Origin of the sequence: Roseovarius sp. EC-HK134, from assembly GCF_902498815.1 — a bacterium.
GTDB classification, from domain to species: Bacteria; Pseudomonadota; Alphaproteobacteria; order Rhodobacterales; family Rhodobacteraceae; genus Roseovarius; species Roseovarius mucosus_A.
The window spans coordinates 2,142,537-2,159,914 of the sequence record NZ_LR701544.1; the positions used below are offsets into that span (position 1 = coordinate 2,142,537).

Annotated in this window: 18 protein-coding genes; 12 read left to right on the plus strand and 6 right to left on the minus strand. The window is 61.6% G+C overall.

Going from position 1 to position 17,378, the window contains the following annotated elements:
- Positions 1-97: 97 nt before the first annotated feature.
- Together GC127_RS14325 and GC127_RS14330 are read left to right on the plus strand one after the other, a co-directional pair.
- Positions 98-1,228 (plus strand): type III PLP-dependent enzyme, encoded by a 1,131-nt coding sequence (locus tag GC127_RS14325; protein ID WP_151978789.1) that lies wholly within the window; start codon positions 98-100, stop codon positions 1,226-1,228.
- A gap of 118 nt (positions 1,229-1,346) precedes the next feature.
- Entirely contained in the window at positions 1,347-2,435 is a 1,089-nt protein-coding gene (locus tag GC127_RS14330) for a DUF2235 domain-containing protein (RefSeq protein WP_151978790.1), read from the plus strand.
- Positions 2,436-2,447: 12 nt separating this feature from the next.
- On the opposite strand, the gene GC127_RS14335 is transcribed toward GC127_RS14330, so the two are convergent.
- The 3 genes from GC127_RS14335 to GC127_RS14345 form a co-directional block, all read right to left on the minus strand.
- Positions 2,448-4,346, minus strand: coding sequence for a monovalent cation:proton antiporter-2 (CPA2) family protein (locus GC127_RS14335; RefSeq protein WP_081506676.1), 1,899 nt, complete (start codon positions 4,344-4,346; stop codon positions 2,448-2,450).
- Positions 4,347-4,373: 27 nt separating this feature from the next.
- Positions 4,374-6,755: a hypothetical protein gene (locus GC127_RS14340; RefSeq protein ID WP_151992564.1), complete on the minus strand. Its 2,382-nt coding sequence runs from the start codon at positions 6,753-6,755 to the stop codon at positions 4,374-4,376.
- Positions 6,756-6,871: 116 nt separating this feature from the next.
- Positions 6,872-8,152, minus strand: a complete 1,281-nt coding sequence (locus GC127_RS14345; RefSeq protein ID WP_037297460.1) for an O-acetylhomoserine aminocarboxypropyltransferase/cysteine synthase family protein — start codon at positions 8,150-8,152, stop codon at positions 6,872-6,874.
- A gap of 84 nt (positions 8,153-8,236) precedes the next feature.
- Between GC127_RS14345 and GC127_RS14350 the strand changes: the two genes are divergently transcribed.
- Complete coding sequence (locus GC127_RS14350; protein ID WP_081506674.1) at positions 8,237-8,650, plus strand: VOC family protein; 414 nt, start codon at positions 8,237-8,239, stop codon at positions 8,648-8,650.
- A gap of 4 nt (positions 8,651-8,654) precedes the next feature.
- On the opposite strand, the gene GC127_RS14355 is transcribed toward GC127_RS14350, so the two are convergent.
- Positions 8,655-9,302 (minus strand): SDR family oxidoreductase, encoded by a 648-nt coding sequence (locus GC127_RS14355; RefSeq protein WP_081506673.1) that lies wholly within the window; start codon positions 9,300-9,302, stop codon positions 8,655-8,657.
- Positions 9,303-9,317: 15 nt separating this feature from the next.
- Positions 9,318-9,842, minus strand: a complete 525-nt coding sequence (locus GC127_RS14360) for a DUF1178 family protein (protein WP_308341292.1) — start codon at positions 9,840-9,842, stop codon at positions 9,318-9,320.
- A gap of 160 nt (positions 9,843-10,002) precedes the next feature.
- On the opposite strand from GC127_RS14360, the gene hemP reads away from it, so the two are divergent.
- From hemP to bfr, 4 genes are all read left to right on the plus strand, one after another.
- The gene (gene hemP, locus GC127_RS14365) at positions 10,003-10,167 is read left to right on the plus strand and encodes a hemin uptake protein HemP (protein WP_008280579.1); all 165 of its coding nucleotides are present in this window, start codon (positions 10,003-10,005) and stop codon (positions 10,165-10,167) included.
- On the plus strand, positions 10,164-10,634 hold the full coding sequence (locus GC127_RS14370) for a hypothetical protein (protein ID WP_151978791.1): 471 nt from the start codon (positions 10,164-10,166) through the stop codon (positions 10,632-10,634). The genes hemP and GC127_RS14370 overlap by 4 nt, the downstream gene beginning before the upstream one ends.
- 80 nt (positions 10,635-10,714) lie before the next feature.
- The gene (locus tag GC127_RS14375; protein ID WP_368074233.1) at positions 10,715-10,948 is read left to right on the plus strand and encodes a bacterioferritin-associated ferredoxin; all 234 of its coding nucleotides are present in this window, start codon (positions 10,715-10,717) and stop codon (positions 10,946-10,948) included.
- A complete protein-coding gene (gene bfr / locus GC127_RS14380) occupies positions 10,896-11,381 on the plus strand; it encodes a bacterioferritin (protein WP_008280575.1) in 486 nt (161 codons plus the stop codon). Before GC127_RS14375 ends, bfr begins: the two co-directional genes overlap by 53 nt.
- A gap of 153 nt (positions 11,382-11,534) precedes the next feature.
- On the opposite strand, the gene GC127_RS14385 is transcribed toward bfr, so the two are convergent.
- On the minus strand, positions 11,535-12,512 hold the full coding sequence (locus tag GC127_RS14385) for an NAD(P)H-binding protein (RefSeq protein WP_151978792.1): 978 nt from the start codon (positions 12,510-12,512) through the stop codon (positions 11,535-11,537).
- Positions 12,513-12,597: 85 nt separating this feature from the next.
- On the opposite strand from GC127_RS14385, the gene cysE reads away from it, so the two are divergent.
- The 5 genes from cysE (at position 12,598) to GC127_RS14410 (ending at position 17,352) form a co-directional block, all read left to right on the plus strand.
- A complete protein-coding gene (gene cysE / locus GC127_RS14390; protein WP_008280573.1) occupies positions 12,598-13,428 on the plus strand; it encodes a serine O-acetyltransferase in 831 nt (276 codons plus the stop codon).
- Between the two features lie 5 nt (positions 13,429-13,433).
- A complete protein-coding gene (locus GC127_RS14395) occupies positions 13,434-13,787 on the plus strand; it encodes a DMT family protein (RefSeq protein ID WP_008280572.1) in 354 nt (117 codons plus the stop codon).
- A gap of 84 nt (positions 13,788-13,871) precedes the next feature.
- On the plus strand, positions 13,872-14,183 hold the full coding sequence (locus GC127_RS14400) for an ETC complex I subunit (RefSeq protein ID WP_008280571.1): 312 nt from the start codon (positions 13,872-13,874) through the stop codon (positions 14,181-14,183).
- Between the two features lie 401 nt (positions 14,184-14,584).
- On the plus strand, positions 14,585-16,216 hold the full coding sequence (locus GC127_RS14405; RefSeq protein ID WP_151978793.1) for an ATP-dependent endonuclease: 1,632 nt from the start codon (positions 14,585-14,587) through the stop codon (positions 16,214-16,216).
- On the plus strand, positions 16,213-17,352 hold the full coding sequence (locus GC127_RS14410; protein ID WP_151978794.1) for a UvrD-helicase domain-containing protein: 1,140 nt from the start codon (positions 16,213-16,215) through the stop codon (positions 17,350-17,352). The genes GC127_RS14405 and GC127_RS14410 overlap by 4 nt, the downstream gene beginning before the upstream one ends.
- Positions 17,353-17,378 lie beyond the last annotated feature (26 nt).

Below are 17,378 nucleotides of genomic sequence, written 5' to 3' on the forward strand. Positions count from 1 at the left end.
GACGAAAATTTCCTGCAATCTATACGAAACGCCACCCTGAATCGACGAGATTTCGCAGCACACTCAAAGAAAACACGTAGCAGATTGAGGTATGCCCATGAAAAACGCCGCCCCTTGGTCCGATCCGCGCGCGCATCTGATGCGCCAAACCCCCGACGCGGCGTTGCTCTATTTCTCGCCCGACCAATTGCAGGCCACCGCACAGGCCTTTCAGGCCGGGTTTCCCGGCCTTGTGACCTATGCGGTCAAGGCCAATCCGGGGGCCGAGGTGCTGGCCAATCTGGTGGCGGCGGGCATCACCGCCTTTGACGTGGCCAGCCCCGAGGAAATGCGCGCCGTGCGCAGCGTTTGCCCGGCTGCCGTGCTGCATTACAACAACCCCGTGCGCTCTGTCCCCGAGATCGAGGTCGCGGCGCACATGGGCGTGCGGTCCTATTCCATCGACGACTTGCGCGAATTGGACAAGCTGACGGGGCGGATTGCACCGGATGCCGAAATCACCGTACGGCTTGCCCTGCCGGTGCGGGGGGCTGCCTATGATTTCGGGGCCAAATTCGGCGTCGGACCAGAGCGCGCGGCAGAGTTGCTGCGCGTGGTCGCAGACCGTGGCTTTACCCCGTCAATGACCTTTCATCCCGGCACGCAATGCGCCGACCCGGTCGCATGGGGCGCTTATATCGGCGTTGTGGCCGAGGTGGCGCGCAGCGCTGGCGTGCGTCTCGCGCGGCTCAATGTGGGCGGCGGCTTTGCGTCGCATCGCACCGGGACCATGCCGAACCTTGGCGCAATCTTCACCCATATCGGGGCCGAGGTCGCCCGTGTCTTTGGCGCGGATGCCCCGGCGCTCGTGTGCGAACCGGGCCGCGCCATGGTGGCCGAGGCGTTCAGCCTTGCCGTGCGCGTCAAGGCGCTGCGCGAGACCGGCGCGATTTTCGTCAATGATGGCGTCTACGGCGGCCTCACCGAAATCCGCGACATCGGCGCGCCGGACCGGATCACCGTTCTGGCCCCCGATGGCACGCCGCGCACCGGCGCGCCGCACCCGCGCGTGGTTTTTGGCCCCACCTGCGACAGCATTGACCGGCTGCCCGATCCCTTGCCCCTGCCCGGTGATCTGGCCGAGGGCGATTATCTGCTCATCGCGGGCATGGGCGCCTATACCCGCTGCCTCAGTACCGATTTCAACGGCTACGGCCTGCGCGACGTTGTGACCGTGGCGCATCTGTAACGCGCGGCTCACGCCGAATTTCATGGAATCGCAACGGATTTCTGCGCAAACTTACCCCAAGGTCCGGTCGCGCCTGTGATGCCATGGGCGCGTTTTCGGGCGGTAAAGGCGGTGCGTCATGTCATGGCGGGGATGGACCAAAAGCATTCTGGATTGGCTGCGACCGGGGCCGAGCGCGGGGCATCCGGCCTTTGGTCACCGGCGCGGCCCGGTCAATCATGTGCTGATCCTCGATGGCACCATGTCGAGCCTGACACCGGGCTATGAAACCAACGCTGGCCTCACCTATAAATTGCTGCGCGAGGTGTCGGGGGCCAATCTCTCGCTCTATTACGAGGCGGGGATTCAGTGGCGCGACTGGCGCGCAACCGGCGATATCGTCATGGGGCGCGGTATCAATCGCCAAATTCGCCGCGCCTATGGCTATCTCGCCAATCGCTACCGGCCCGGCGACCGGATATTCCTGATGGGCTATTCGCGCGGGGCCTATGCGGTGCGCTCGCTGGCGGGGGTGATAGACCGCATCGGCCTTTTGCGCGCCGAAGAGGCGACCGAACGCAATGTGCATCAGGCCTTTCGCCATTACCGCTGCACGCCGTCGGGCCGCGCCGCACAGGCCTTTGCCCGCGCCCATTGCTACGGCGACACCCATGTCGAGATGATCGGCGTCTGGGATACGGTCAAGGCGCTGGGCCTGCGCATCCCGATCCTGTGGCGCTATCGCGCCGACGCGCATGGCTTTCACAATCATCACCTCGGGCGCACCACGCGGAATGGCTTTCACGCGCTGGCCCTCGACGAGACACGCAAGGCCTATGCGCCCGTCCTCTGGGATTGTCCGCCCAATTTTGGCGGCCATGTCGAACAGGTCTGGTTCCGGGGCTGTCATTCGGATGTGGGTGGGCAACTCTGCGGCATCCACGCCGCGCGCCCCCTTGCCAATATCCCGCTGGTCTGGATGCTCGAGCGGCTAGAGGGCTGCGCGCTGCCATTACCCCAAGACTGGCGCACGCGCTTTCCGCAGGATGTAAACGCGCCCTCCGTCGGCACATGGGTGGGCTGGGGCAAGATCTTTGTGCTGCGCGGTCCGCGCGTGGTGGGGCATGACCCCTCCGAGCGTCTGCACGAAAGCGTGGGTGGCCTTGCCCCCCGCCGTTGGGGCGGCCCGCGCCTGACCGGCATGGTCAAGGAACAGGGCGGCACCTGAACATTCTGCGCCTTACGCTTTCGGGCCGCCCGTTTCTTCCAGTTGCGACAGCAGCATGGTCTGCAATTCCGCCTCCAGCTCGCGCGCGCGGGTGATATAGGCGTCATTTTCCACGGTCGGGCGCGCCGGGTCCCACAGCGCCGCCAATTCCCGCACCGATTGGCGATCATGCTGGTAAAATGTCTTTTCCAGCTCCGCCGCCTCGAATTCCGTCAGCCCCATGTTTTCCAGCACATAGCGCCCCGCGCGCAACGAGCTGTCAAACATCTCGCGCACGATGTCATTGGCCCCCGCCTGATACAGCCGGAACACATGCGTGCGGTCATAGGCGCGGGCGATGATATGCAGGTCCGGGCGCTCGCGCCGGGCAAAGCTCACAAGCCGCACCGTCGCTTCGGGATCATCCAGCGCCGCGACCAAGACCCGCGCCCGCGCCAACCCCGCCGCATGCAACAGGTCAGGCCGCGTCGGATCGCCAAAGAACCCCCGCACGCCAAACCGCCGCATCCGTTCGATGGCCAAAAGGTCGTGATCCAGCACAACGGTTTCAAACCCGCTGGAACGCACCAGCCGATTAACCACCTGTCCAAAACGCCCGATGCCCGCGATGATCACCGGCCCGGTCTGATCAATCGTATCGGCCTCCGGTGCCTCGCCCCGCTCGCGCAGGTTTCGCGACAGGACATCATAAAGAATGAAGAGAAGTGGCGTGATCAGCATCGTCAGCGCGATCACCAACAGGATTACCTCGCTCAGCCCGGCAGGCAGCACATGCTGCTGCACCGAAAAGGCCACGAGAACAAAGCCAAATTCGCCCGCCTGCGCCAGCGACAGCGTAAAAAGCCAAAGATCGCGCCCGCGCAGCGCAAAAATGCGCCCCAGCACATAGAGGATTGCCCCTTTGGTCACGATCACCGCAAGCGCCAATCCCACGATCAACACCGGCGCACCAAAGAGCACCGTAAAATTGATCCCCGCCCCCACGGTGATGAAAAACAGCCCCAACAGCAGCCCTTTGAAGGGGGCCAGATCGCTTTCCAACTCATGCCGGAATTCGCTATTGGCCAGCACGACACCGGCCAGAAACGCCCCCAACGCGGGCGAGAGGCCAACCAGCGTCATCAGGAATGAAATCCCCACCACGATCAACAGGGCAATCGCCGTGAACATCTCGCGCAGACGCGCGCCATGGATAAAGCGGAACACCGGCCGGGTCAGGTAAACCCCCGCCAGCACAATCGACGCCACCGCCGCAATCGTGACCAGTGTCGCCCCCCAACCGGGCAAAGAGGCGATGAAGCTTTGCGCCGCCTCATGCGGCCCGCTCGCGCCATGCCCCGCCTCAGGCGCGCCGCGCGACAAAAGCTCGCCCATGATCATCTCGGGCGTCTTGGGCAGGGCCAGAAGGGGCAAAAACGCCAGCATCGGGATAACGGCAATGTCCTGCGTCAGCAGAACGGAAAAGGCTGATCGTCCGCCCTGCGTCTGCATCAACCCCTTTTCCGACAGGGTTTGTAGAACGATGGCCGTGGAGGAGAGCGCAAAGATCAACCCCACCGCCAAGGCCACGCTCCATCCCATCCCCAAAAGGTAAAGCCCCGCCACCATCACCGTCAGCGTTGTCACGGTGATCTGCAATCCGCCCAGACCCAGCAAGCGGTGCCGCATATTCCAAAGCGCGCGGGGTTCCAGTTCCAGCCCAATGAGAAACAGCATCATCACCACGCCAAACTCGGCGACATGCTGCAATTCTGCGGTCTCATGCCCGCCCACCAGCCCGAAAACCGGCCCGATCAGAATGCCCGCAGCCAGATAGCCCAGCACCGATCCAAATCCCAACCGCGCCGCAATCGGCACGGCGATCACAGTGGCGGCAAGGTAAACCGTGGCCTGAAACAGGAACCCGTCCATCAGCGAATAAGGGCGTAGGTCATTATCCTACCCCTTCGGCATGCGCAGCACCACGTCGCGCCCGCGTTTGTTATAGCGCAACTCGGAATCACCAATGGCTGAAACCTGCCCCCCATCCAGCCGGTCGCCCACCTGCACCTTTTGATACCGACCATTCGCCAGCCGCACCAGCGCGCGGCGGCTTTGCGGGCTGCCGTAGACGCCGATCAGATTGACGTTGCGCAGGTTGATGGCATTGGCCTCGGTGGCCGATCGCGCAACCGAGGCGGTTGTGGGAATATTGGGGGCCACCCGCGCGGCAGCAGCGGTCTGGATTTCGGGTTCCTCATCCTCGCCCGGCGTCGCCCGGTCCGGCTGCGGCGCGCGCGCGGCCTGCTCTAGCTCTTGTGGCCGCACCTTGGGCTTGATCGACGTGCCCACCGCCTGCGGCAGGCTCTCGGCGACAGAGCCGCGATTGGCCTCGATCAGCGCGGCGGCCAGCGAGGCGGAGCTGATATCGGCGGGCTGCACCTCTGGGACGGGCGGCGGGGCTGCTGCCGCCGCTGCCGCCTCGATCACCGCTTGCGGGCGCAGGCGCGGACGCAGCGACGCAAGCTCGGAGCGTGTAAGACCCGAGAGCGCCCCGCGCTCTTGCTGCTCGATCAGGTTCTCGGGGCGGGTGCGGGGGCGGATACCGCCCAGCCGCGCCGCCTCGGCGGCGGTCTCGGCGCTTTGCTCCAATCCGGGAACCGGCAGCGCGCGGGTGGGGGTCTCGGGGGGGCGCACCGGCGGCGGCCCGGCCCGCACCAAGATACCGTCAGGCGTCAGCGCACCCTCTGGCGTGGCCTGCACAAAGCCGCGTGCATCACGTGTGAATTGCGTGCCCGGCGGCGCGGGCGCGGCCGGGGTCTCGGGGCGACGGTCAAGCACGGTCTCAGACGCCGGGGGCAGCGCCACGGCATCTTGAAAGTTTACGGCCTCGTCAATCGAGGTCAGGTAAAACTCATCCAGATCGGTGGTATCCGTCTGCGCGGGCGGCTCGGGGGCCAATGGCCAGATGCCCGTGGCGGCATAGCGCGCCATCATCTCATCCGGCGTCAAGTCTTCGGGGGGCGGTGGCGTGGTCGCAACTGCCTCTGGCTCAGCCTCTGGTTCCGGGGGGGTAATCTCCGGTACGGGCTCTGCTTCAACCCCGACGGCGACTTCCGGCTCCGCCTCAATCGGTGGCGTCAGCGCGATTTCAGGCGCGCTCTCAACCGAAATCTCTGCCGGATCGCTTCCGCCAAAGATCGTCGACCACGCCGCCACGCCCACCAGTAAGAGCAGCAAAAGCGCGGTCAGGATCAGCCCCAGAAACCGGGGCTTGCCACGTGCTGAGGGCTGGCTGCGTGCGCCAAACACCGTCAGACGCTCCGCCTCATCCGCAGGCTTGGCCACAACCCGTTCAGGGGCCGTCGTCTTGTCCCGGCGCGCAAGCAGCCCGGCCAGGCCCGCTCCCTTCGCCGCTTCGGGCGCAAGGCTTGCGGCGGCCAGATCGGTCAGCGCCGGATTTGCCCCGCCGGTCAAAAGCGGCGCAGCGCCCGGTCGCGGCAACTCTGGGGAAGGGGCGGTATCAGGCAGCGGTGTGATCCGCGCGGCACCTTCCAGCTTGGGTGCCCCGGCAATCGGCGCCCCCCGCTCGGCCCGGACGCTGGAAAACGACAGCGCCGGCAGGTCCGGTTCAGCCTTGAGCGCAGGGGCCACGTGCTTGTCCGGGGCCGCGGGCGGCGCAGGGGCAGGAGCAGGCACGGGAGCGGTGTTCGGGGCCTTGGGCGTGGCCACAGCCGCGTCCGCGGCAGGCGCGATGACTGGCGCGGCACTGGCCACGCTCTCCACCGGTGGTGGTGCCTCGGGCAGGCGCGCGCTGCCCAGAATACGCACCGGTGCCTCGTCGCGGTCCACGCCCCGCGCCTGCGCCGCCGCTCCAAAGAACGGCTCGCCCGCAAAGCGATCTGATTGCGGCCGCGCGACAAAGCTCACCGGGTTGAACCGATGCTCAGCGGCAAAGGCCTCAGCCTCGTCCAAGGTCTCGCTGGCCACGGCGGCGATATAAAGCCGCCCGTCCTCCACGCTCCAGTCATAGACCAGATCATCAATGTGATAGGGCGTCGCCCCTTCCAAGGCTTCGGCGGCGGCCCGGTCATAATCCCCGTCCGGCGCGCTTGTGGCGGGCAGATCCATGTATTTGATCTGCTCGTCCGGAATGATCAGCTTGGTGGACAATCCCGACGGGTCAAGCAGCGCCGCCTTGGCCCTAAGCGCCGCCAGTTCCCCCGCCAAATCCTCCGCATCAAGCGGCACATCGCCGACAAGATGCCAGCCCGCGCTGCCCGCGCGGTGCAAAAGGCCGATGCCTTCAAAAGAAAGGGACAGGGCAAAATTCGGTTTCATGGGGAACGCTTTAACACTCGTCCGACATCGGCGGGAGTCCTTGTTCTCGATCCCCCCATCCTACAGCAGCTTCGCGCCGAGGCCAACCATCCGGTCGCGCCCCGGCGCAAGGCCGATTATGCACTCGCCTTGGCCAGCGCCTGCTCCAGATCGGCGATGATGTCCTTGGCATCCTCGATTCCGATGGAAATCCGCACCACATTGGGCGCGGCCCCGGCGGCGGTCTGTTGCTCGGGCGTAAGCTGCCGATGCGTGGTCGAGGCGGAATGAATGATCAACGACCGTGTATCACCCAGATTGGCAACATGGCTAAAGAGGTTAAGGCTATCCACCAGCTTGAGACAGGCACCATAGCCCCCCTTGAGCGCCACGGTGAACAGCCCGCCCGCCCCCTTGGGGCAAATCCGCGCCACCCTGTCATGCCAGGGCGAAGATTTGAGACCCGCATAGGTCACAGCCTCAACCGCCGGATGCCCTTCCAGCCAGGCCGCTACCTTTTCCGCGTTCTCGACATGCCGCGCCATGCGCAAGGACAGCGTTTCGATCCCCATCAGCGTGTAATGCGCCGCCTGCGGATTGAGCGTCATGCCCAGATCGCGCAGCCCGATGGCAATGCCGTGAAAGGTGAACGCCAAGGGGCCAAAGGTCTCGTGGAACTTGAGCCCGTGATAGGCGGGTTCCGGGGCCGAAAGGGACGGGAACTTGTCCGACGCGGACCAATTGAAATTGCCCGAATCAACCACCACACCGCCCGTGACTGTGCCATTGCCGGTCAGGAACTTGGTCATCGAATGCACGACCAATGTCGCCCCATGTTCGATCGGACGGCAGAGATACGGCGTGGCCGAGGTGTTATCGACAATAAGCGGCAGACCCGCCTTGTCGGCCACCGCCGCCACCGCATCCAGATCGGTGATATAGCCGCCCGGATTGGCGATGGATTCGCAGAACACCGCGCGGGTATTGTCGTCAATCGCGGCCTCAATGGCCCCCAGATCGTCGAAATCAACAAACTTGGCCGACCAGCCAAACCGCTTGATCGTCTGGCTGAATTGCGTGATCGAGCCGCCATAAAGCCGCGTCGAGACCACCACATTCAACCCCGGACCCATCAGCGGAAACAGCGCCATGATCTGCGCCGCATGGCCCGAGGAACAACAGACTGCGCCCGCGCCCCCCTCTAGCGTGGCCACCCGCTCTTGCAGCGCGGCGACCGTGGGATTGGTCAGGCGCGAATAAATATACCCCACCTCTTGCAGGTTAAACAGCGCCGCCGCGTGATCGGCATCGCGAAACACATAGGCCGTGGTCTGGTAGATCGGCACCTGCCGCGCGCCCGTGGCCGGATCAGGCCGCGCGCCCGCATGTACCTGCAACGTGTCGAATCCGTATGTCATTTCAGCGTCCTCCCGCGTCATATACCTTGCAAACCCGGTTAAGGCATCGCTAGGTGCCATGCAACGGGCATGAGGAGACATGATATGGCACATCCCTTTCATCTGGCAATCAATGTAACCGATCTGGGTGAGGCGCGCGCCTTTTACGGCGGGCTCTTGGGCGGGATCGAAGGGCGCTCCACCGAGACATGGGTCGATTTCGATTTCTTCGGCCATCAACTCAGCCTGCATCTGGGCACGCCCTTTGCCACACAAGCCACCGGCAAGGTCGGCGATCACATGGTGCCGATGCCGCATTTCGGCGTGGTGCTGCCGCTCGACATCTGGCGCGGCGTGGCCGAGCGGTTAACGGCGGCGGCGGTCGATTTCGTCCTCCCCCCCTCGGTCCGGTTCGAGGGGCAGCCGGGCGAGCAATGGACGATGTTCTTCCGTGATCCTTCGGGCAATCCGGTGGAACTCAAGGGCTTTGCCGATATGACGACGGTCTTTGCCGCCTGACGCTTCAATAGGGGTGGTCGCGCCCGTCCCAGGTTTGAAAACACCCCGTTGATGCCAAATCCAGCGCCGCGAACCGTGCCACAAGCCCGGACGTGGCCTCTTCTACCGAAATCTCCGCCGAATCGCCGCCCATCTCGGTGCGCACCCAACCGGGGTGATAGATGCCCACGGCAATGCCATCGCCCGCAAGGTCACTGGCCAGATTGCGCCCGAGATTGAGCGCCGCCGCCTTGGACGCCCGATAGATATAGCTGCCCCCCGGCGCGCGGGTGTGGCTGGCCATCTGGCTGGAAATGATCGCGATTTTCGCGCCCTTGCCCGCCCGCAGATGCGGCAGAAACGCCTGCACGGTCAGAAACACGCCCGTTACATTGGTGGCAAAGGTGTCGGCCCACATCTGCGCCGCATAGCCCTCTGCCAATGCCTGCCCCTTGTCGAGGTATACGCCCGCATTGCAGATCAAAAGGTCCACCGCCCGACCGCCCAGCCGCGCGGCAAGTGCCGCACAAGAGGCGGGATCGGTCACATCCAGCGCCAACTCCCCCTCCGACGGTCTGCGCGCCGTGGCAGTCACCTCATGGCCCGCTTGGCGGTAATGATCGGCGAGGGCGCGCCCGATGCCACGATTGGCACCGGTGATGAGGATATGCATGACGGGGCCTTTCGGTCAGTTGGATTTGCGGCGCGGCACAAAGGGCAGGGGGGCCACAGGCACGCCATCCTCGATCAGCTTGCGCGCCTCTTCGGGTTTCGCCTCGCCATAAATGGCGCGTTCCGGGGCCAGCCCATCATGCATCTCGCGCGCCTCCCGCGCGAAATTAAGGCCAACATATTCTGAATTCTGTTCGATCTGCCGTTTGAGCTGCGCCAGCGCCTGTTCTTCTGGGGTTGGGGCCGGGGCAGGCGCCTTGTCGGGCGCAGTATGCAGGCTGGGGGCCATCAACGCCTTTTGCACCTCAGTGCCGCCACATACGGCGCATGTCACCATGCCCGCTCCCTGCAGCTTGTCAAAGGCGGCAGCGGATTGAAACCAACTGTCGAACTCGTGCTTATCCGCGCATCTGAGGGTGAACTTGATCATTTCCCGGTCCATCGCATCGCCGTCGATAGTTACGCCGCCCGCCGGGAATTTCAAGCTATGCTTTTGATCTTGCAGCCCAAGCGCGGGGGGCCAATCGGGCACGCGGCGCATGATTAAAGCCTACGAAAAGAATCGGAATTGACATACCTGATTGTTTAAGTCAGAAAAGAAGGGCCAAGCCAGCCCGGTCCTGCGGTCAGCCCGGCCACCCTGTAACAAAGGACCGAAACACCATGTCACTTCTTCATACCAGCCCGGCGAGGGCCTTCGCATGATCCGCGCTCAGACCAAATCCGATCCCGCTTTGGTGGCCGAGGCCCCTTGCCACGATGCGCGCGCCCTCACCAATGGTGCCAATACCGCGCTTATCGTGCTCGACGGGCAAATCTACACCCTGCGCATCACCCGCGCGGGCAAACTGATCCTGACCAAATGAAGCACGCGCGCGACCTGACCGGCCAGATGCCGGTGGACCAGATGGCACAGCTGGACGGGCTGAACGGTCTGACCGTGGCCGCGCTGCGCGCTTGGAACGCGGGCGGCGCGCTGCGCGCCCATGCGCTCCTGTGTGATCGCATGGCCGAACCGATGGCGCTCGCCGCGTTCGAGGCGTTGCAGGACCTGACCGAGGTGTTGGGCCCGCATATCCGCCGCCCGCTGCGCTGTCATGCGCCCAACTGCGCCTGTGTCGGGCTGGACGAGGCCGCCTTTGCCCGCTTTGTCCAAGAGGCGGCCTTGGGCGACCGCGAAGATGCGCTTCTTCTGGCCAGTATTCTGGTGCAACCGCGCGCCATCCTGCCTCTCACGGATGCGGCGGCGCGCTTGGGCCTCTGCCTGCACCGCGCAGCGCTGCGCGCACCGCAGTCGCGCATCCCCGAACCTGCCAGCGCAACACGTCACTAGCCGTAAAAGGGACTGAACCGATGATCATCTGTCATTGCATGGCCATCACCGACGCCGACATTCACCGCGCGATGGACTGGATGCGCGCGGCGGATGCCGAGACGCTGATCACCCCCGGCAAAATCTACCGCGCGCTCGGAAAGCGTGCCGATTGCGGCGGATGTTTGCCGCTCTTTGTTGACACCATGCGTCAGGCCGATAGCCTGAGCATACCCATGCACCTGCGCGGCCTCCGCCGCGCATCCACACAGGGAGAACCACATGAAGGGCGACGCCAAGGTCATCGACTATCTCAATCAGGCTCTGCGGAGTGAACTGACCGCTGTCAGTCAGTATTGGCTCCACTACCGGCTGCAAGAGGATTGGGGCTATGGCCGTATCGCCGCCAAATCCCGCGCCGAAAGCATCGAAGAGATGCAGCACGCCGACAAGCTGATCGAACGGATCATCTTTTTGGGGGGGCATCCCAACCTGCAAAAACTCGACTCGCTGCGTATCGGGCAAAACCTGCGCGAAACGCTCGAGGCGGATCTTGCCGCCGAACACGACGCCCGCACCCTCTATATCGAGGCGCGCGGCCATTGCGAAAGCGTGGCGGATTATGTGTCCAAAAACCTCTTTGAAGAGCTGATCACAGATGAAGAGGGCCATATCGACTTTCTCGAAACCCAGATCGACCTCTATGACCAGTTGGGGGCCGAACGCTACGGCCTGCTCAACGCAAGTCCGGCGGACGAGGGCGCGTAAATAGAGGAGGCTCCGCAGCATGCGGGGGATTAGGTTGCGCCGTCATTGGCCCCAATCCCCCGCGCGCATGGCACCGAAGGTGCCGCGCGGTGTGCGTGGGGGCAAGCCTACCACTAGGATAACTCCAGAGGTTTTGTCGTATAAGCCGCCCCCCTAAAACACCGCATGCGCCCCCAAATCCACCCGCGCGCGGCCCGAGATCACCGCTTCATAGTAATCGAATAGCCTGTCCTGCCCGGTTTCGGGCGTGGCCTCGGCGTCATAGGCCCCCGCTGCCGCATCCCAGACCAGCATCGATTCGGTAGCGTAATAGCGCCCGATCCGCGCCAGTTCCGCCTTGGCCCGCAACCGTGGCAGCACGCGCCCGCCCAAGGACAGCCCGCCGATGATCGCATCCATCATGCCCACCGGCACCTGCCGCAGGCTCACGGGCTTTCCCAACCGCTTGAACAGCCAGTCGGCCTGATCGCGCGGGGTGATCGCAGGGCCGGGCCCTCCAATCGGCAACACCTTGTTCCAGCGGTCCGGCACGTCCAGACAGCCCGCCAGATAGTCGCCCAGATCCCGATCACTGATCGGCTTGCACGCCGTCAACTGCCCATCCCCGAACACCAAAAAGGGCTTGCCCGCCTGCACCCGCGCAATCTGCCCCGACAGCGATTTGAAATAGGCCGTGGGCCGCACGATCGAATAACGCAGGCCAGAGGCGATGAGCCGCGCCTCAAAGGCCAGCTTGGCCGCCTGAAACGCCAGCATCGGCTTTTGCACACAGATCGCCGACAAAAGCACCATATGCTGCACCCCCGCCGCCTGCGCCGCCTCGAGCGCCACAAGATGCGCATCGTGATCCACCGCCCAGGCATCGGCGGGCAAGCCGCTGCGCGACGCCATGCAAGACACCAACGCTTTGAACTTGGCACCGTGAAATCCCTCGCGGGCGAGGTCCGAAATCTCCCCCCGCCACAGCGTGACCCCGGCGGGCAACCCCGCCGCCTTCGCCCCCGGTCGCAGGGCACAGACCACCTCATGCCCCCGCGCCAACAGCGCCGCCACCGCAGCCCGGCCAATCGTGCCGGTGCCGCCCAGCACCAGAACCCGGCCCCCTCCGGCCCAAGCCTGCGTCTCATTCATTTTGGTGATACCTCCCCGCACCCCTTTGCATTTTACCCGCCCTGCCTATCTGCTATACTTCCCACGACCCAGAGGAGCATAGCCCATGGCACATACAAGACGAAAGCTGGCCGAACTCGATCCGGTCTGGGGGCAGATCGCCCAAGAGGCCAAGGCCGCCATCGCCGATGAGCCGCTCTTGGGCGGGCTGATCCATTCCAGCGTGCTGCATCACGGCACCTTCGAATCAGCCCTTGCCTATCGCATTTCCCTCAAGCTCACCTCCAACGAGATGCCCGAACAGATCCTGCGCGAGATTTGCGACAAGGCTTTGGCGTCTGACCCGTCCATCGGCCTTGCCGCCCGCGCCGATATCGTGGCCGTCAATGACCGCGATCCGGCCTGCGACCGGTTCCTCTTGCCGCTCCTCTTCTTCAAGGGCTTTCAGGCAATCCAGGCCTATCGCATCGCCCATTGGCTCTGGACGACGGGCCGCCGTGATCTTGCGCGCTTTTTCCAGATGCGCGCCTCCGAAGTGTTCGGCGTCGATATTCACCCCGCCGCCCGCATCGGCAAGGGCATCATGATCGACCACGCCCATTCCATCGTGATCGGGGAAACCGCCGTGGTCGGCGACAATGTCTCGATGCTGCATTCCGTCACCTTGGGCGGCACCGGCAAGGAAGAAGAGGATCGTCACCCCAAGATTGGCAATGGCGTCCTGATCGGGGCCGGGGCCAAAGTGCTGGGCAATATCCGCGTCGGCAATTGCAGCCGTATCGCCGCAGGCTCGGTCGTTCTGCAAGAGGTGCCCCCCTGCAAGACCGTCGCGGGCGTGCCCGCCAAAATCGTGGGCGAGGCTGGCTGCGATCAACCCTCGGTCAAGATGGACCAGCTCTTGGGCGTACGCGGCACTGACGACGACGCGAGCGACTGACGATCATGCACGGCCTCTGGCTGTGGCTGGCACCGGTCGTGCTCTTGAGCCTGTCCAATATCTTCATGACCTTCGCGTGGTATGGGCACCTCAAGTTTCCGCATGTCGCCCTCTGGCTTGTCATCCTGATAAGCTGGGGCATTGCGCTGATTGAATATATGCTCGCGGTGCCCGCCAACCGGCTCGGGCACCGCGTCTATTCGGCGGCGGAACTCAAGACCATGCAAGAGGTGATCACGCTGGTGATCTTTGCGGGTTTTTCCGTGCTCTACCTCAAGGAACCGATCACCTGGAACCACGCGCTTGGCTTTTCGCTGATTGCGGCAGGGGCTTTCGTCATATTCCGCGCCCCGCTCTGACCGGGCCACCTGCGCCCATTCGCCTCTTGCCGCGCCGCGCCCGATTTGGGATAAGACGCCAGCGATCATCTCACGGAGAGTCCCATGTCTGCGCGCATCTACAAACCGGCCCGCACCGCCATGCAATCCGGCACCGGCAAAACCCGGCACTGGGTTCTGGAATTCGTGTCCGAGACCGCGCGCGAGGTTGATCCGCTGATGGGTTGGACCTCCAACGCCGATACGCAAACCCAAGTGCGCCTGCGCTTCGAGACCAAAGAAGCGGCGCTGCAATACGCCAAGGAACATGGCATCGACGCCGTGGTTCAGGAACCGCAGGCCCGCAAACCCAATATCCGCCCCGGCGGCTATGGCGATAACTTTGCCACCAACCGCCGCCAAGTCTGGACGCACTAGGCACGTTGTAAATCGGGGTTAAGTTAGCACGAAATCGGGCAAAGATTTCGCGGTGACTCGTGGAGCGTCCGCATCTTGTGGTGCTTGGTGCGGCTTCCACAAGATATATTATTTCCTCGTGCTGCGAGAAAACATCCGAACTGCAAGGCATTGCCTGCACACGCCAAGGCGGGAAGCTTTAGGGCATGACGCTGTAAGACAGAATCCTGTATCACGACGACTTTCATGCCAGGACCCTCGATCAGGCGTCCGAGCTTCGCAAGGCGCAGACTGTCATTTTGCTCGGCTTCAGAGCTTCGACTTATCAGTCTGATCTCAATTTGTACGGAGCCACCGCTAATTTCGGCTCGTCGATTTTCCTCGAACACGCTAGGATTGGGTAGCCGTCAGTGGGGTGTGAGATGTACATCGAGAAGGTCAAGATCAAGAATTTCAAATGTTTTGAAGGTTGGTTCGAAGTTGATTTCAATCAGGGCGTCAATATCATCGTTGGCAACAACGAGGCTGGAAAATCGACATTGCTCGAAGCCATCCATCTATGCCTGACAGGCATGCTGAATGGGAAGTATCTTCGCAACGAGCTATCCCCCTACCTTTTCAATAGGAATATTGAGCGAGCCTATCTGGAGAGCCTCTTCACGAAAACCCCAATACAACCACCGGACATACAGATTGAACTGTTTCTTGACGGTGATGACGCTGTGCTTGAAGACCTTCGTGGAAACCGAAACTCAGAGAAGAACGACAAGGCGCGTGGTCTACTTTTTTCAATCGAGTTCGATAAAAAATACGACGGTGCTTATACCGAGTTGCTGAAAAGCAACGAGATAAATTCGATACCCTTAGAATTCTATCAGGTACAATGGTCGGAATTCTCCCGCCAACCGGCAATGGCCCGAACAATTCCTGTAAAATCGGCCCTCATCGACTCGACAAGCACGCGTGTGCAGAGCGGTTCGGATATGTATATCTCCCGCATAGTCAAAGAGTTTTTGGATGACACGGAGCGTGTTGCAATCTCCCAAGCCCACCGCAAGTTGAAAGACGCATTCAGGGCTGACGGTAATGTTGGTGCCATTAATGCAAGATTGGCGGAAGCCGCAAAGATCAGCCGGAAAAAGGTCAGTATCTCGGTCGACATGTCTTCCCACAATGCTTGGGAAAACAGCCTCATGACCTATATTGACGACGTGCCCTTTCACTATATCGGAAAGGGTGAGCAATGCATTGTTAAAACCCGTCTCGCACTTAGCAACAAGAAGAACAGAGAAGCGACTGTATTGCTGATCGAGGAACCGGAAAATCACCTCTCGCATTCGAAGCTCAACCAGCTCATCAGCGATATCAGCGCAGATAATGGCGGGAAACAGGTTATCATCACCACGCATAGCAGCTTCGTCGCGAACAAACTTGGGCTGGAGCACTTGATCCTTTTACGGGACGCGAGGGTCACGCGGATCAAGGATTTAGAGTCGAGCGATTTCTTCCATAAGCTGCCAGGCTATGACACCCTGCGTCTCGTGTTGTCGCAGAAGTCGATCCTTGTAGAGGGTGATGCGGACGAATTGGTCCTTCAACGTGCCTACATGGATAACAATGGCGGGAAATTACCGATCGAAGACGAGATTGATGTCATCTCTGTCGGGCTTTCGTTCCTGCGTTTTCTCGAACTGGCGACGGTGCTGAAAATCCCCGTCGTGGTCGCAACCGACAATGATGGGGATCCGGGTGCGCTAGAAAGGAAGTACGCCAAATTCAAAGACGTCGAACATGTCAAAATCTGCTATGATCCTGTGGTGGATAAGGGCGAACTGATGCATGGCGGCAAGCCTTTCAACTATAATACCCTTGAGCCGAAGCTGGTTAAATCAAACAGCGTCGAGACCTTTAACACGCTGTTCGGTACCGAGCATGATCTTGATAGCCTTCATCGGTATATGAAGAACAATAAGACCGAGTGCGCCTTGGCAATTTTCTCGGCGGAGACGAAAATTGATTATCCGGAATATATTCTGGAAGCGATCGCCAAATGATGGGGGCGAATAAGCTCGTCATCGCCGCAGCGGGCTCCGGTAAGACCACCTACCTAGTCCGGCAGGCCCTTGCGGTTGAACAAAAACGTGTCCTCATTACCACCTACACGGAATCGAACGAAGAAGAAATCCGACGCAAATTTTTCGAAATCAATGGCTCGGTTCCTGGCAATGTGCATATCCAGACTTGGTTCAGCCTGCTGATAGAGCACGGCATCAAGCCCTTTCAAGGAAAGCTCTTCGATTGGGATGTCGCTGGCATGCTTCTGGTTTCGCAGAGATCCGGTTTTCGCAGACCCGGTCGGCAAGGCCATCCCATTTATTGGGGTGAGCAAGACTTCAGAAACCACTATTTCGATCGTCGAAATCGCGTGTATTCAGACAAATTGTCGAAGTTAATGATACGGTGCAACAAAGCATCAAACGGCGCTGTCGTCGACCGGCTTTCACGTATTTACCCTTTCATTTTTGTGGATGAGGTACAAGATCTCGCAGGCTACGACCTCGACATTTTGGCGGCGCTCTTCCAAAGCCCGGCCAACGTTGTCATGGTGGGTGATCCCCGTCAGGTCACCTATGTAACTCATCTGGAGGCTCGCCTTAAGAAGTACAGGGATGGCGGCATTGCAGACTTTATTCGGGCGGAACTTCCCCGAGGGGTGACCTGCGACATTGACGAGACCAGCCTTATGACGTCACACAGAAATAGCCCTGCGATCTGCGAATTGTCGTCAAAGCTCTATCCAAACTTGACTGCTGCGATGCCTTGCCAATGCCCCGACTGTAGACAACCACCCCCAGTTGATGCTGGTCTCTTAATCGTTCGACAAAAGGATCTGCCCCGATATCTCAAGACGCGGAGACTGGTCCAGCTCCGATGGAGCTCTGCCGTAAAAGTCGCATCGCCAGATCAGCAGACGCTCACGTTTGGACGCTCTAAGGGCCTCGGCTTCGATCGCGTAATCATTTATCCCACCAGAGAAATGATGGACTGGCTGAAAAATTCCCAATCGAATTTAAAAGCAGAAACCCGGGCAAAACTCTATGTTGGTCTCACCCGAGCGAGGCATGCAGTAGCTGTGGTATACGATCCCGTCGATGGTGAGGCCGTCGCAGGATTCACGGTTTTCAAGTAGAAAAATATCGACAGCCGACATTCCGA